Origin of the sequence: Malaciobacter canalis (assembly GCF_008000835.1) — a bacterium.
Lineage (GTDB): Bacteria > Campylobacterota > Campylobacteria > Campylobacterales > Arcobacteraceae > Malaciobacter > Malaciobacter canalis.
In genome coordinates, this window is record NZ_CP042812.1 from 2,564,875 (window position 1) to 2,579,016 (window position 14,142).

General features: G+C 27.3%; 16 protein-coding genes. 10 read left to right on the forward strand and 6 right to left on the reverse strand.

Annotation, left to right across the window (positions count from 1 at the left end; translation table 11 throughout):
* Positions 1-117: 117 nt before the first annotated feature.
* The 8 genes from ACAN_RS12745 (at position 118) to ACAN_RS12780 (ending at position 6,933) form a co-directional block, all read left to right on the forward strand.
* Entirely contained in the window at positions 118-447 is a 330-nt protein-coding gene (locus ACAN_RS12745; RefSeq protein ID WP_099333739.1) for an ArsR/SmtB family transcription factor, read from the forward strand.
* Positions 444-1,697, forward strand: a complete 1,254-nt coding sequence (locus ACAN_RS12750) for an arsenic transporter (RefSeq protein WP_099333740.1) — start codon at positions 444-446, stop codon at positions 1,695-1,697. Before ACAN_RS12745 ends, ACAN_RS12750 begins: the two co-directional genes overlap by 4 nt.
* 11 nt (positions 1,698-1,708) lie before the next feature.
* Positions 1,709-2,110, forward strand: coding sequence for an arsenate reductase ArsC (locus ACAN_RS12755; RefSeq protein WP_099333741.1), 402 nt, complete (start codon positions 1,709-1,711; stop codon positions 2,108-2,110).
* 60 nt (positions 2,111-2,170) lie between these two features.
* Positions 2,171-3,124: a permease gene (locus ACAN_RS12760; RefSeq protein WP_099333742.1), complete on the forward strand. Its 954-nt coding sequence runs from the start codon at positions 2,171-2,173 to the stop codon at positions 3,122-3,124.
* A gap of 38 nt (positions 3,125-3,162) precedes the next feature.
* Positions 3,163-3,402: a thioredoxin family protein gene (locus ACAN_RS12765; protein WP_099333743.1), complete on the forward strand. Its 240-nt coding sequence runs from the start codon at positions 3,163-3,165 to the stop codon at positions 3,400-3,402.
* Between the two features lie 75 nt (positions 3,403-3,477).
* Entirely contained in the window at positions 3,478-4,428 is a 951-nt protein-coding gene (corA, locus tag ACAN_RS12770) for a magnesium/cobalt transporter CorA (protein ID WP_079577713.1), read from the forward strand.
* Positions 4,429-4,595: 167 nt separating this feature from the next.
* The gene (locus ACAN_RS12775; protein WP_099333744.1) at positions 4,596-6,092 is read left to right on the forward strand and encodes a SulP family inorganic anion transporter; all 1,497 of its coding nucleotides are present in this window, start codon (positions 4,596-4,598) and stop codon (positions 6,090-6,092) included.
* A gap of 1 nt (position 6,093) precedes the next feature.
* Positions 6,094-6,933, forward strand: coding sequence for a universal stress protein (locus ACAN_RS12780; RefSeq protein WP_099333745.1), 840 nt, complete (start codon positions 6,094-6,096; stop codon positions 6,931-6,933).
* 10 nt (positions 6,934-6,943) lie between these two features.
* Here the strand turns inward: ACAN_RS12780 and rarD are convergent, their stop codons facing one another.
* The 6 genes from rarD to ACAN_RS12810 all read right to left on the reverse strand — a co-directional run bounded on the left by rarD (position 6,944) and on the right by ACAN_RS12810 (position 10,960).
* Positions 6,944-7,819 carry an EamA family transporter RarD gene (rarD, locus tag ACAN_RS12785; protein ID WP_099333746.1) on the reverse strand — a complete coding sequence of 292 codons (876 nt, stop codon included), beginning with the start codon at positions 7,817-7,819 and terminating at the stop codon, positions 6,944-6,946.
* Positions 7,820-7,894: 75 nt separating this feature from the next.
* Positions 7,895-8,323 (reverse strand): arsenate reductase ArsC, encoded by a 429-nt coding sequence (locus ACAN_RS12790; RefSeq protein ID WP_099333747.1) that lies wholly within the window; start codon positions 8,321-8,323, stop codon positions 7,895-7,897.
* 63 nt (positions 8,324-8,386) lie between these two features.
* Complete coding sequence (locus ACAN_RS12795) at positions 8,387-8,734, reverse strand: gamma-glutamylcyclotransferase family protein (protein ID WP_099333748.1); 348 nt, start codon at positions 8,732-8,734, stop codon at positions 8,387-8,389.
* The gene (locus ACAN_RS12800; RefSeq protein WP_099333749.1) at positions 8,731-9,795 is read right to left on the reverse strand and encodes a CNNM domain-containing protein; all 1,065 of its coding nucleotides are present in this window, start codon (positions 9,793-9,795) and stop codon (positions 8,731-8,733) included. Before ACAN_RS12800 ends, ACAN_RS12795 begins: the two co-directional genes overlap by 4 nt.
* A 108-nt stretch (positions 9,796-9,903) precedes the next feature.
* Positions 9,904-10,617 carry an LrgB family protein gene (locus ACAN_RS12805; protein ID WP_099333750.1) on the reverse strand — a complete coding sequence of 238 codons (714 nt, stop codon included), beginning with the start codon at positions 10,615-10,617 and terminating at the stop codon, positions 9,904-9,906.
* Positions 10,607-10,960, reverse strand: a complete 354-nt coding sequence (locus ACAN_RS12810; protein WP_099333751.1) for a CidA/LrgA family protein — start codon at positions 10,958-10,960, stop codon at positions 10,607-10,609. Before ACAN_RS12810 ends, ACAN_RS12805 begins: the two co-directional genes overlap by 11 nt.
* A gap of 110 nt (positions 10,961-11,070) precedes the next feature.
* Between ACAN_RS12810 and ACAN_RS12815 the strand changes: the two genes are divergently transcribed.
* The gene (locus ACAN_RS12815) at positions 11,071-11,676 is read left to right on the forward strand and encodes a helix-turn-helix transcriptional regulator (RefSeq protein WP_099333752.1); all 606 of its coding nucleotides are present in this window, start codon (positions 11,071-11,073) and stop codon (positions 11,674-11,676) included.
* 130 nt (positions 11,677-11,806) lie between these two features.
* Positions 11,807-14,131 carry a methyl-accepting chemotaxis protein gene (locus ACAN_RS12820; protein ID WP_099333753.1) on the forward strand — a complete coding sequence of 775 codons (2,325 nt, stop codon included), beginning with the start codon at positions 11,807-11,809 and terminating at the stop codon, positions 14,129-14,131.
* Positions 14,132-14,142 lie beyond the last annotated feature (11 nt).

The following is a 14,142-nucleotide window of genomic DNA, read 5'->3' on the forward strand; positions in this document are numbered from 1 at the left end:
AAACAAGATTTTAATTAAATATTCTTTAATTTTGCTAAAGCTATATAAAAAGTAAAATTACATCAATATATCTTGATATATAAATATTAATATGTTATAATTTGGTAAGGAGTCTAAATGGATACTTTTTTAAAAACAATAAGCGCAGTAAATGATGAGACAAGATTACGAATTTTAAACTTTATTGATATTAATAAACAAGTTTGTGTTTGTGATATAGAAAACTCTTTTGATATGATTCAATCAAGAGTTTCAAGACACTTGAAAATATTAAAAGAAGCTGGTTTTTTAAGTGTTGAAAGAAAAGGAAGATGGGCTTATTATGATATAAGAACTCCAATGGATGAATTTAGACAATCTATTTTAAAAGAGATTAGTTATCTTGAGTTAAATATACCAATACTTAAAAAAAGTTGCTCAAATGAAAAAGAAGGAGCAAATATATGATATTAGCAAGTGGAATTTTTCTAGTAACTCTTATTTTTGTTATTTGGCAACCAAAAGGTTTACAAATAGGGACAACCGCTGTAATTGGAGCAATAATTGCTTTAATAGCTGGTGTTGTAAGTTTTAGTGATGTACAAATTGTTACAAGTATAGTGTGGGATGCAACTTTAGCATTTATAGGTATTATTATTCTTTCTTTAGTACTTGATGAAATAGGATTTTTTGAGTGGGCTGCACTTAAAATGGCAAGATTTTCAAATGGAAATGGTTTGAAAATGTTTGTTTACTCTATCTTATTGGGTGCTTTTGTCTCAGCACTTTTTGCAAATGATGGAGCAGCACTTATACTAACTCCTATTTTACTTGCAAAAATGAGAATTTTGAAACTAAATTTAAAAACTATTATTGCATTTTTACTTGCTGGTGGATTTATAAGTGATAGTGCCTCTTTACCTTTTGTATTCTCAAATCTTACAAATATAGTTACTGCTAATTACTTTAATATAGGATTTGCTCAATATTTCTTTGATATGTTTATTCCTTATATTGTAAGTGTAATAGCATCAATATTTTTCTTATGGCTAATTTTAAGAAAAGATATTCCAAAAAGTGTTGATATATCACTTTTAAAAGAGCCAAAAAGTGCTATTAAAAATATGAAACTATTCTATTTTTCATGGCTATTTTTAGCAGTTTTACTTGTAGGATATTTTATTGGAGATATTTATGGATTACCTGTTAGTTTATTTGCTTTAGGTGGAGGTATAATATTTTTGATAATTGCAAGTATTGCAAAAACAGTAAATCCAAAAACTATTATAAAAGATGCTCCATGGCAAGTTGTATGGTTTAGTATTGGACTTTATATAGTTGTTTATGGACTTAAAAATGCAGGATTAACTGATTATTTGACAATAGTTTTAAAAGATTTAAGTTTAAGAGGTGATGCCATTGCAGTTATAAGTACAGGTTTTATTGCAGCATTTTTAAGTGCTATTATGAATAATATGCCAACAATTATGATTATGGATATAGCTTTAGAAGATATTGGAAATCAAGCTATGATTTATGCAAATATAGTTGGATGTAACTTAGGACCAAAAATGACTCCATTTGGTAGCTTAGCTACGCTATTATGGCTTCATGTCTTAGCAAAAAAAGGTGTAAATATCTCTTTTGCCCAATACAGTAAATTTGGTATGATAATAACACCCCCAGTACTATTAATAGTACTACTTACATTAATTTAAAAGGATAAAAAATGGAAAAAAAAGTTTTAATTTTATGCACAGGTAACTCTTGCAGAAGTATCATAGCAGAGGCTTTAATAAATGCAAAATGTGATGGGATAAGTGCTGATTCTAGTGGAGTAAAAGCTAGTGGAAAAGTAAATGCTAATGCTAAAAAAATTCTTGAAGATAAAGAAATTTGGCAAGAGAAGTATCATTCAAAAACAATTGATACAGTAATAGATAATGAGTATGACTTAATAGTAACTGTATGTGATAATGCAAATGAAACTTGCCCTATGTTTCCTAAAAAAACTAAAGTTATTCATGTGGGATTTGAAGATCCAGATGGAAAAGATTTTGAAGCATTTAAAAAAACATATATAGAAATAGAAGAAATATTACTTCCTAAAGTAAAACATGCACTTTTATAAAAACTATTATTTTAATTTATCAATATATCTTGATAAATAAACTTTACATTAGGAGATTTTATGTTTGATTGGCTCGTAAATTTAAGTGCCATATTTGTATTTGATATTTTAAACCTTGAAAAAGGTAGTCATTTAGGAGAAGCATTACACTTTTTTATTTATGATACTATAAAAATTTTCATACTTTTAATTACTATTATTTATATTGTTACACTTTTAAGAAGTTATTTTCCTATTGAAAAAGCAAGAGAGTATATTAGTGGTAAAAACAAGATTGTTGGTCATTTTTTAGCTGCAATTTTTGGAGTTATCACCCCTTTTTGTTCTTGTAGTGCAATTCCTTTATTTTTAGGTTTTTTACAAGCTAGAATACCTTTAGGAGTTACTTTTTCATATTTAATCTCAGCTCCACTTAGTGATGCTGTTGTTATTGCTTTACTGTTTTCACTATTTGGTTGGAAAATTGCTTTACTTTATGTTGGTATTGGAATACTTATTGCTATTGTAGCTGGATTAATTATTGGAAGTATGAATTTAGACAAAGAGGTTTTAATTGAAGTAAAGCCTATTGATGCACAATATCAAGAAGAGAAAGAATCTTTTTCTTATAAACTTAAAGAAGCATGGATAAATACTGATGATATATTTAGAAAAATATATTTATATGTAATTATAGGTGTTGGTATTGGTGCATTTATACATGGCTATATTCCAGCTGATTTTATAACAAAATATGCAGGTGGAAATGCTTGGTATGCTCCAATAGTTGGTGTAATTATGGGAATTCCTATGTATAGTAATGCAGCTGGGATTTTACCTCTTGTCGAAGTATTAACACAAAAAGGAATGCTTCTAGGAACTGCCTTATCTTTTATGATGGCTGTTGTTGCTTTAAGTCTTCCAGAAGCTATGATTTTAAAAAGGGTTTTAAGTATAAAGTTAATATCAATATTTTTTGGTATTGTAGGAGGTGCCATACTTTTAACTGGGTACTTATTTAACGCGATTTTATAAAACTTTATTAAAAATTATAAATCAAAAAAGGATAAAAAATGAAATTACAAATACTTGGAACAGGTTGTCCTAAATGCAAAGCTTTAGAAGAAACTGTAAAAAAAGCAGTTTCAAAAGTTGGTGGTTTTCATGAAGTTGAAAAAGTTGAAGATGTTGTAGAAATTATGAGTTTCAATGTTATGAGTACACCAGCACTTGTAATTGATGGAAAAGTAAAATCAAATGGTAAACTTTTAAATGAACAAGAAGTTATATCTTTAATGAATAGTTCTTCTTAAAATTTATATTCTTAAGTAAGTATAACTATATTCATTGTAGAATTACTAAAATAAATAGTTCAAAAGGCTTTACTTATGATAAAATTTTATATTAAAGACAAAAGACAGCCATTAGGGATTGAAGCCTTATCAGATTTAGAAAACTTAAAAGATGTTTATTGGATTGATATGGTTTCTCCAGCTTTAGATGTATTAAAGTTAGTAGAAAATAATTTTGATATAAAATTTCCAACAAAACAAGAAAGTCAAGAAATCGAAATAAGTTCAAGATATTGGGAAGAGAATGAAAGCATAGAAATAAATAGTTTCTTTTTACTCTTTAAAGAAGATTATGCAAAAAATGAAACTGTTTCATTTATTTTAAAAAATGAACTTTTAATCTCAATTAGATATACACAATTAAAAACTTTTGATGATATTTCTAGGAAAATAGCCTCATCTGGATTTAGAGTTTTTAAAAGTGGTGATGATATTTTAAACGCTATACTTGATGTTAGAATTGATTCTGTTGCTGATATTGTAGAAGATCTTTCAAAAGAGATTACAAAACTAAGAAGACTTGTATTAACAGATTATAAAAATAAAGATGAAGATATTTTAGGAAAGATATCAAAACTTGAAGAACTAAATATGTTAATAATAGAAAACTTAAAAGATAAACAAAGAATTTTAGCTTCACTACTAAAATCTCATCTTTGCAAACAAGATATAAAAGAAGATATCTCTATTATGCTTAAAGATATTCGCTCACTTGTTGATTATACTCAATTTAATTTTGAAAGATTAGAATACTTACAAAATGTTTTCGTTGGCGTTTTAAGTATTGAACAAACTAAAGTTGTAAAAATATTTACAATAGTAAATGTTGTCTTTCTTCCTCCTACTCTAATAGCAAGTATATATGGTATGAACTTTGCACTTATGCCTGAATTAAAATGGGAATATGGATATTTATTTTCCCTTGGACTAATGGCTCTATCAGTTATAACGCCTTTGTATATTTTCAAAAAGAAAGGTTGGATGTAAAATCTAACCTATATAAAAGTTTTTTTAGATATAATTGCGAAAAATCTTAAGGCTACTTTAAGAACACTCAATTTTAAAATATTTTAATAAAATCCATAATAATATTTATTGCATTACAAATTAGTCTATTTAAACATCAATTTAATAAAACAAAAATAAGGAACTAGATGGTAAAAAGGTACTTTAAAAAAGAAGAATGGTTTGGAAACATAAAAAATGATTCCTTAGCTGGTATTGTTGTTGCACTTGCACTTATTCCAGAAGCAATTGCATTTTCAATTATTGCAGGTGTTGATCCAAAAGTGGGACTTTATGCTTCATTTTGTATTGCAGTTGTAATATCTTTTGTTGGTGGACGTCCTGGTATGATTAGTGCAGCAACGGGTGCTATGGCTTTACTTATGGTTGATTTAGTAAAAGATTACGGTCTTCAATATTTACTTGTTGCGACTTTATTAACAGGATTAATTCAAATTATTGCAGGCTATTTTAAACTTGGAAGATTTATGAGTTTTGTTCCAAGAGCTGTTGTTGTAGGATTTGTAAATGCACTTGCAATTTTAATCTTCATGGCTCAACTTCCAGAACTTATAGATGTAACATGGCATGTATATGCATTAACTGCTCTTGGATTAGCAATTATTTATCTATTTCCTTATATTCCTAAAATTGGAACTATTTTACCCTCACCTTTAGTAACTATTATTATTTTAACATTAATAGTATATTTTATGGGAATTGACATAAGAACTGTTGAGGATATGGGAAAACTACCTGATACTTTACCTATATTTTTAATTCCAGATGTACCATTTAACTTTGAAACTTTACAAATAATTTTTCCTTATTCAGTTTCACTAGCTGTAGTTGGTTTACTTGAATCTTTGATGACTGCAACTATTGTTGATGATTTAACAGATACAAATAGTGACAAGAATAGAGAGTGCAAAGGACAAGGTATTGCAAATATTGTTTCTGGCTTTTTTGGTGGTATGGCAGGTTGTGCTATGATTGGACAATCAGTAATTAACATCAAATCAGGTGGTAGAGGAAGATTATCAACATTTATTGCAGGTTTTTTACTTCTTATTATGGTTGTATTTTTAAGTGATATAATCTCAATTATACCAATGGCTGCCCTTGTTGCTGTTATGATTATGGTATCAATTGGAACATTTGATTGGGGTTCAATTAAAAACTTGAAGACATTACCATTATCTACAAATATTGTTATGATTGTAACTGTAATAGTTACAGTTTATACTCATAACTTAGCCCATGGTGTAGTTGCAGGTGTTCTTCTTGCTTCACTATTCTTTGCTAATAAAATCTCGCACTTTATGTATTGTAACACTAGATATGATGAAAATAAAGAGGTTAAAACATATGAGTTTGTAGGACAAGTATTTTTTAATAGTGCTGATAAATTCTATGAAACATTTGATTTTAAAGAAGTATTAGATAAAGTTGTAATAGATTTATCAAGAGCTCACTTTTGGGATGTATCTGCTGTTTATGCATTAGATAAAGCAGTTATAAAACTAAGACGTGAGGGAACAGAAGTTGAAGTAATAGGTCAAAATGAAGCAAGTAAAACTATTATAGATAGATTTGGTGTTCATGATAAACCAGAAGAGATTGATAAAGTAATGGGAGGACATTAAAATGGGCTATGTATTATGTTGTGTAGATGGTAAAAACTACTCTTATTCTGCTTGTGATTATGCAGTTAAGATTTCAAATAATATGAATCTTCCTTTGAAGTTTTTAAATATAGTTGTTCACAATCATTATTCAAGTAAAGTTGATTTATCTGGAAGTATAGTTCTTGGAGAAAGAGATGATATTTTACAAGAACTTGCAAAAGAAGAAGAAGAGCAAAGTAAATCTGCAATTAAATCAGGAAAAGAGATTTTAAATGAACTTAAACAAAGAGCTTCACAAACTTGTAACAATGAAGTAATTATATCTCAAATTCATGGAGAAGTTATTGATAATATTTTAGAACTTGAAGATGAAATTGAAGCTTTAGTAATAGGTATTAAAAGCAAAGAAGAGCATGAAATTGGAGATAATGTAAAAGAGATTATTAGAAATATACATAAACCTGTACTTTTAGTAAACAGTGATTATGTAGAGCCTAAAAAACTCCTTGTAGCATATAATGGTTCAAATGAATCAAAAAAACTTTTACAACAAACTGCAAATAACCCACTATTTAAAGATGTAAAAAGAGATATAGTAAATCTTAATACCAATAAAATAGAATCAGCAACACTTCTACAAGAAGCAAAAGAGATCTATTCTAAAAAAGGTTATGAAGTAGAAACAAAAACTTTAGATGGAACAAGTGAAGATTTACTTATAAACTATTTTAATGAAAATAGTTGTGATATTTTAGCAATGGGTGCTTTTGGACACTCAAGGGTAAAAGAGTTTATTTTTGGAAGTTTTACATCAAAAGTTCTTTCAAAGATGAAAAAACCTTTGCTTTTATTTAGATAAGAAGAAAAGATTAAGCTTTTCTTCTTTTTAAACCATCAAGTGAAAATATCACTAAAGCTATCCAAATAAGTGTAAATGTAATAAGTTTATTTACATTTAAAACCTCATCATATACAAATACTGCAACTAAAAATGCAACGGTTGGTCCTATATACTGAATAAACCCTAAAGCTGTTAAACTCATTCTAGTAGCAGCTGCATTGAACCATAAAAGAGGAACTACTGTTACAAGACCACTTAAAGATAGTATTGTCATATCATAAGAGCTTAAAGTATTAAATACACTTTGCTCATTTTGTACTAAAAAGTTTAAGTATATCAAAGCTATTGGTAAAATAACTATTGTTTCTATAAAAAGCCCAGGAATAGATGAAATTGCAATTTTTTTTCTAACCATTCCATAAAATCCAAATGAAAAGGCTAAAGTCAGTGCAATTATAGGAATTGTTCCTAGTGTTGCAAGCTGATAAACAACTGCAATTATTGCTAAAACAATTGCAATACCTTGTGCTTTATTTACCCTTTCTTGAAAAATCAAAAATCCTAAAGCAACTGTTACTAAAGGTGTAATAAAATATCCCAAGCTTGCTTCAACTATTTTATTTACAGAGATTGAATATATAAATGTAAACCAATTAATTGATATTAAAATTGATGCAAAAATCAAATATTTCATCTTTGCAAGACTTTTAAAAATAGGTTTTAAAGTATTGAACTGCTTGCTAATAAAAAGTAAAAACACAAGCACCACAACAGAAAAGACAACCCTATGAGCTAAAATCTCAAATGGAGGAACCATTGTTATTTGCTTGTAATACATTGGAGTTAAACCCCAAAAAAGAAAAGCACTAAGTGCATATAAAAGTCCTAATTTTTTCTCACTCACGATAATATCTTTCTTATAATTTTTTTTGAAACTATATCTAAAAGTGAGAAAAAAAGAACTTATTAATAAATATAGTTATATTCTTTCTATTTCTGCAAACTTAATTATCTCATTTTTTATATCTAAATATACTTTTTTTACTTTATTATAGACTTCTTCTTTAGAGCCTTTAAAACTATTTGGGTCTTCGAAACTCCAGTTTATTTTATGATTCACACCTGGGAATAAAGGGCATTTTTGAGCTTTTGTTTCATCACAAACAGTAATAACATAATTAAAAGCCTTACCTTGCTTAAAAAAATCAAATACTGAATCTACACTATTTGAAGAGATATCCAAACCTTCTTCATTTTTTAAAACTTCAATAACAGTTGGATTTAAACTTGCTGGTTCAAAACCTGCACTTGAAACAGTAAAGGTATCTCCATAATACTTTTTTAATAAAGCCTCTGCAATTTGACTTCTTGCACTATTATGAATACAAACAAATAAAACTTTTTTCATAAGCTATCCTTAGTTTTTTTTTATTATATAAAAAAAAGTGCATATTTTAGTTACAAATAAAATCTAGTACTCTTCTTCAATTTCATCTTTTAAAACATAAATATATGTATTTACATCTAATTCATCATATCTTTCAACAGTTACTTCTTGCCTTATAAACTCAGCGCCCTCAAACTCATCTAAATAATCCCAATTATTTAAAAGATTACTTGAATAAAACAAAAAACCATGAACTGTATCTTCTGCTAATTCAAGTCTTATTCCAGGATATCCCATTCCTGCACTCCAACCTGCATCTATTAGTTTTCCTTTAACTGTTGCAGGAACAAACTTACCTACAATATTTTCTAGTACATGTGCATTTGGGCAGTTTGGCATTAAAGTTCCATACACAAATAGTGTGTCCATCATATGTTATTTTTCCTTTTTTGAATCATCATCTTATTTTGTATAATTCTATTTCTATTTTTTGCAAATATTTGCATATCTTCCACTTCATCTAATTCATCAACTATTTCTACTCCTAAAAGTGCCTCAATTACATCTTCAAGTGTTACAATACCACTTGTTTGTCCATATTGATCAGTCACAACAAATAGATGTGTTTTTCTCTTTACAAATAGATCAATCAAATTAGAAACAGGAATATTTTCAGATACTTTATAAACATTCATAGCAATATCTTTTACTTTTTTATTATCTCTATTTTCAATACTCTCTTCTAATATTGATTGATTTAAAACTATTCCTATAATATCATCAATGGTATCTTTATAAACAGGTATTCTAGAATAAATATAAATTTTATCACTATCAATAGCTTCTTTAATAGTAGTATTTTCATCAAATGCAAAAACCACACTTCTTGGAGTCATAACATCTTTTGCTTTTACATTTTTTAATTTAAATAAGTTTGCAATAAGAGTACTCTCTTTTGATAAAATTGAGCCTTCTTTTTCTCCCATTGCAATAATTGTCATAATCTCATCTCTTGAAATATTATTACTACAATCTTTATTTTTTGAAATATAATTTGTAATAAAAGTTGATATCCAAACTAAAGGATAAGAAACTTTAATCAAAAAAGAGATTATATAAGCTGATGGAATTAATAGTTTTTTCCAATAAATAGCCCCAATAGTTTTTGGAATAATTTCAGATACATATAAAATAATCAAAGTTAAAACAAAAGCTATTAGTGTTTGCCATTCATCTCCAAAAAGATTTTGTGCTTGAGCTCCAACACCTGCTGCACCCATTGTATGAGCAAATGTATTTAAAATCAAAATTGAAGAAATCGGTTTATCAATATCTGATTTTAATTTTTTTAAGATTTTTATTGCTTTTGAATCATCTTTTTTTGATAAAGACTCTATATAACTACTTGTACTTGAAAGTAAAACTGCTTCTAAAACAGAACATAAAAATGAAACTAATATTGCTATTAGTAAATATACAATAAGAAGGGTCATCTTAGCCCTTTATTTGTACTCTTACGGGTTTGATACATTTTTTTTCCTATGTAAAATCTAATATAAAAGCATACAATATATAGAGTAAAAAATTAATTACTTTTGCCTTTATTTAAAAAAAGAAATTACAATTGGCAAAAATATCGCTGTAAATATACCACTAAGACCCATAGCAAGGGCAGAAAAAGCAGCTGCTTTTTGACCTATTTCTATAGCTCTTGCTGTTCCTATTCCATGTGAAATCAAACCAAGAGCAAAGCCTTTTGAAGTTTCATGCTTAATCTTAATTACTTTGAAAATAATTGTTCCTAAAAGTGCACCAATAATTCCTGTAATAATAACAAAACCAACAGCCAATGAAGGAATTGCTCCTATTTGTTCAGAAGTAATAATTGCAATTGGAGCTGTTATTGATTTTGTTGTCATCGATAAAATTGTTGCTAGTTTTGCATCTAAAATCCAAAGTAATCCAACTGCAATTGCAATAGAAAAAACTCCTGCAATAATAAGTGTCGCAATAATTGGAATAAATAAAGACTTAATATACTTTAAATTATTAAACAAAGGAAGAGCCAAAGCAACAGTTGCAGGTCCTAAGAAAAAGTGAATTATTTTAACACCCTCAAAATACTCTTTATAAGAAGTATTAGTTAATAAAATCACACTCATAATAATAGCATAAGCTACTATTATTGGCTGAAGTAAAGTATTTTTATTAAATTTTTCATAAACAATAATTCCTATTTTAAAAGAAGCCAATGTTAAAATAAGCCATGTTAGTGGTGTTGTATGAATATATTGTATTACTGCATCAAAGTTCATTTTTCGCTCTTTTTTCTGTCAAATAATCCATAAATTTTGCACTAAAAGCTAAGGCTATGATTGTTCCTAAAACAAGTGAAATCAATATTGCCCAAAACTCTTTTTGTAAAATATCTGCTTGAGTTATTATTCCCATTGCTGCTGGAATAAAAAGCATTGGAAGATATCTTAAGTGAATAAATACAGCATTATCTAAACTTTTAAAACTACTTTTTCTTATCATTAGAAATAAAAGTAGAAGTATCATACCTATTACTGGCCCTGGAATAAGTAGTGAAAACAGCTTTGTTATACACTCACCTAAAAATTGAAATATAAGTAAAACAATTATTCCTTTTAACATTTACCATCCTTTAAAAAATAAAATTATACTTTTTTATATACATTTTGTCAATTTAAAAGTAAAATATAGACTTTTTGTATTTTAAGTCTTATTTATAGTATTATTTGTTTATGAATAAAAAATTACAAACACACAAAACAACTTGCGATGCAATTGCAAAACTCTTTTATCCAAATGTTGAAGTTGCATTACATGATATAAAAGAAGAGAAACTAATTCATATTAGCAATGCCTTTTCAAAAAGAGAAGTAGGTGATAAGATGCTAAATGATGTAAAAGATATAAAATCTTTAAAATCTGATATTGTAGGACCTTATGAAAAAGTGAACTTAGATGGCAAAAAATTAAAAACAGTTTCTTCTATAATAAGAGATGAAAACAATGAAATAATTGGAATAATATGTATAAATTTTGACATTAATACATTTGAAAATATATTTCATTCATTAAAGAATTTTTTAAATATAGAAAACAGTGAAGAAAAACCAAATCTATTATTTACACAAGATTGGAAAAGTCATACAAATACAATAATAAATAACTATCTAAAAACTAACAATAAAAATTTAAAAAATTTAAAAATAAAAGAAAAAAAAGAGTTGATTTTATACTTAAATAGTGAAGGTATTTTTTCAATTAGAAATGTAATATCTTACTTATGTGATATACTACATATATCAAGAGCTACAATTTATAAGTGGTTAAAAGAGAATTAAAACACCATTTTTTATCTAATTAAATAGCTCATCTAGAAAAGTCTTAAAAATGTCCTAATCTAGCTGTATAATTATGAATTTATGCAAAAAAAATGTATAATTGTAAGCATAAAGCCAAAAAGGACTTAACATGAATAACATGACAATTAGAACTAAGCTTATACTAATTATAGTTTTTACTATAATTTCAGTAGCAACAATGATTGCAATCAAATCTATTTATTCTTTAAATAGTTTAACAAAAGAGAATATAGCAGACTATAGGAAAACTGCTTATAATGTAGAAGAAGAGACCTTGGCTTCTTATACAAATTTTGCAAAAAATATTCTTGAAAACTATTATAAACAATCCGATGTTGAAAAAATAAAAAAGAATATTAAAAATAATCTTGAAAAACAAACAGACTTTTTGTTTAAGATTTTAAATAAGCTTTATAGTGAACTAAATGGCAAAGTCCCAGATAAAGAGTTAAAGAAGATTTTATTAGATGCTATTGCGGGAGCTAGATATGGAGCAAACCAAGACTATTTTTTCGTTTATAATGAAAATGCAATAGTATTAAAACACCCAATAAATCCTACAAAAGAGGGGAAAAGATACCCAAAACCTCATATTTTAAACTTTATTAAACTAGCAATTGAAAATGGTGATGGACTAGTTTCATATGAACAAACTGTTCCTAATAAACCACCAAGACAAAAAGTATCTTATGTAAAAATGTTCAAACCTTTTAATTGGATAATAGGTACAGGTGCATATATAGATGATATTTCTGAGTCTTTAAAGAAAAAAGCTTTAGAAGAAATATCTGAATTAAAGTTTGGTGAAAATGGATATTTCTTTATTTATGATTATAAAGGTACTAACTTAATGCATCCTACAAAGCCCCAGTTAGTAGGTAAAAATATTATAAATTTAAAAAGTAAAAAAGGTATTTACTTTATAAAAGAGTTAGTAAATGCTGCAAAAAAAGGTGGAGCTATTGTACGATATGACTTTCCAAAACCAGGAAGCAATGAAGAGTCAGAAAAACTAGGCTATGCAGCAGGTTTTGATCCATGGCAGTGGATGATAGGAACGGGAGTATATACAGATAAAATAGAAGCTCATATCAAGATGATGGAAGATGAAGCAGCTGATAAAATATTATCTATTGTTTTTGGGATTGTTTTAATTGCTTTTGTTATTTCAATACTTATTGCACTATTTGTTATTTTCTTTATAAATAATCAAATTAACAAACCTTTAAATAAGTTCCAAAATGGATTATTGGACTTTTTCAAATATATAAATAAAGAAAAAGACAATGCTCAAAGAATCGATATTAATACAAAAGATGAAATTGGACAAATGGCAACTATTGTAAATGAGAATATCGAAAAAACAAATAAGTTATTAGACCAAGATTATAAATTAATTGATAATGTTAAACATATAGTTTCAGAAGTAAACACAGGAAATTTAGAAAATAGAGTTACACACAAAACAGAGAATAAAAGCTTAGAAGAGCTAAAAGAGAATCTAAATGAAATGCTTGATTCTATCTCTTCAAAAATAAACAATAACTTTATAGAAATAGACAAATCCTTAGTAGAGTTTAAACAAATGAACTTTACACACAGAATTTCAAATCCAAAAGGTGAAGTTGCTATTGCTCTTAACTCTTTAGCTGATACTATAAATGAAATGCTAGTAAAAAATAAAACAAATGGTATAAACCTAAGAGAGAACTCAAAAAACCTTTTAGAAACAGTGACTATTTTAAGTACTTCTTCAAATGAATCTGCTTCAAACCTAGAAGAAACAGCAGCAGCACTAGAAGAGATAACAAGTACAATAATAAATAACTCAGAAAATGTAGCAAAAATGAGTAAATATGCACAAGAGTTATCAAACTCTGCAAAAACAGGACAAAACTTAGCAAATGATACTACAACTGCAATGGATGAAATGAATGAACAAACACAAGCAGTTGCAGAAGCAATAACAGTAATTGATCAAATAGCATTTCAAACAAATATCTTAAGTTTAAACGCAGCAGTAGAAGCAGCAACAGCAGGTGAGGCTGGAAAAGGTTTTGCAGTTGTAGCAGCAGAAGTAAGAAATCTTGCAAGTAGAAGTGCAGAAGCTGCAAATGAAATAAAAAGAATAGTAGAGAATGCAACAAGTAAAGCAAATGAGGGTAAAAGTATAAGCTCAGAGATGATTAAAGGTTATGATAATTTATTGGAAAATATCAGAAAATCAACAGAAATGATTAATGAGATAACAACAGCTAGTAAAGAACAAGAATCAGGAATCACTCAAATAAATGATGCAGTAACACAACTAGACCAACAAACACAAAAAAATGCAAGTGTAGCAAGTCAAACAAATGATATAGCTATAGAAACAGAAAAAATTGCAACAACAATTTTAGAAGATGTTGAAGAAAAAAGATTTATTGAGAAATAGTAATTTCCTAG

Coding starts and splice junctions, on each gene's coding strand:
- ACAN_RS12745 (WP_099333739.1), top strand. CDS start 118: ATGGATACTTTTTTAAAAACAATAAGCGCAGTAAATGATGAGACAAGA.
- ACAN_RS12750 (WP_099333740.1), top strand. CDS start 444: ATGATATTAGCAAGTGGAATTTTTCTAGTAACTCTTATTTTTGTTATT.
- ACAN_RS12755 (WP_099333741.1), top strand. CDS start 1,709: ATGGAAAAAAAAGTTTTAATTTTATGCACAGGTAACTCTTGCAGAAGT.
- ACAN_RS12760 (WP_099333742.1), top strand. CDS start 2,171: ATGTTTGATTGGCTCGTAAATTTAAGTGCCATATTTGTATTTGATATT.
- ACAN_RS12765 (WP_099333743.1), top strand. CDS start 3,163: ATGAAATTACAAATACTTGGAACAGGTTGTCCTAAATGCAAAGCTTTA.
- corA (WP_079577713.1), top strand. CDS start 3,478: ATGATAAAATTTTATATTAAAGACAAAAGACAGCCATTAGGGATTGAA.
- ACAN_RS12775 (WP_099333744.1), top strand. CDS start 4,596: ATGGTAAAAAGGTACTTTAAAAAAGAAGAATGGTTTGGAAACATAAAA.
- ACAN_RS12780 (WP_099333745.1), top strand. CDS start 6,094: ATGGGCTATGTATTATGTTGTGTAGATGGTAAAAACTACTCTTATTCT.
- ACAN_RS12790 (WP_099333747.1), bottom strand. CDS start 8,323: ATGAAAAAAGTTTTATTTGTTTGTATTCATAATAGTGCAAGAAGTCAA.
- ACAN_RS12795 (WP_099333748.1), bottom strand. CDS start 8,734: ATGATGGACACACTATTTGTGTATGGAACTTTAATGCCAAACTGCCCA.
- ACAN_RS12800 (WP_099333749.1), bottom strand. CDS start 9,795: ATGACCCTTCTTATTGTATATTTACTAATAGCAATATTAGTTTCATTT.
- ACAN_RS12805 (WP_099333750.1), bottom strand. CDS start 10,617: ATGAACTTTGATGCAGTAATACAATATATTCATACAACACCACTAACA.
- ACAN_RS12810 (WP_099333751.1), bottom strand. CDS start 10,960: ATGTTAAAAGGAATAATTGTTTTACTTATATTTCAATTTTTAGGTGAG.
- ACAN_RS12815 (WP_099333752.1), top strand. CDS start 11,071: ATGAATAAAAAATTACAAACACACAAAACAACTTGCGATGCAATTGCA.
- ACAN_RS12820 (WP_099333753.1), top strand. CDS start 11,807: ATGAATAACATGACAATTAGAACTAAGCTTATACTAATTATAGTTTTT.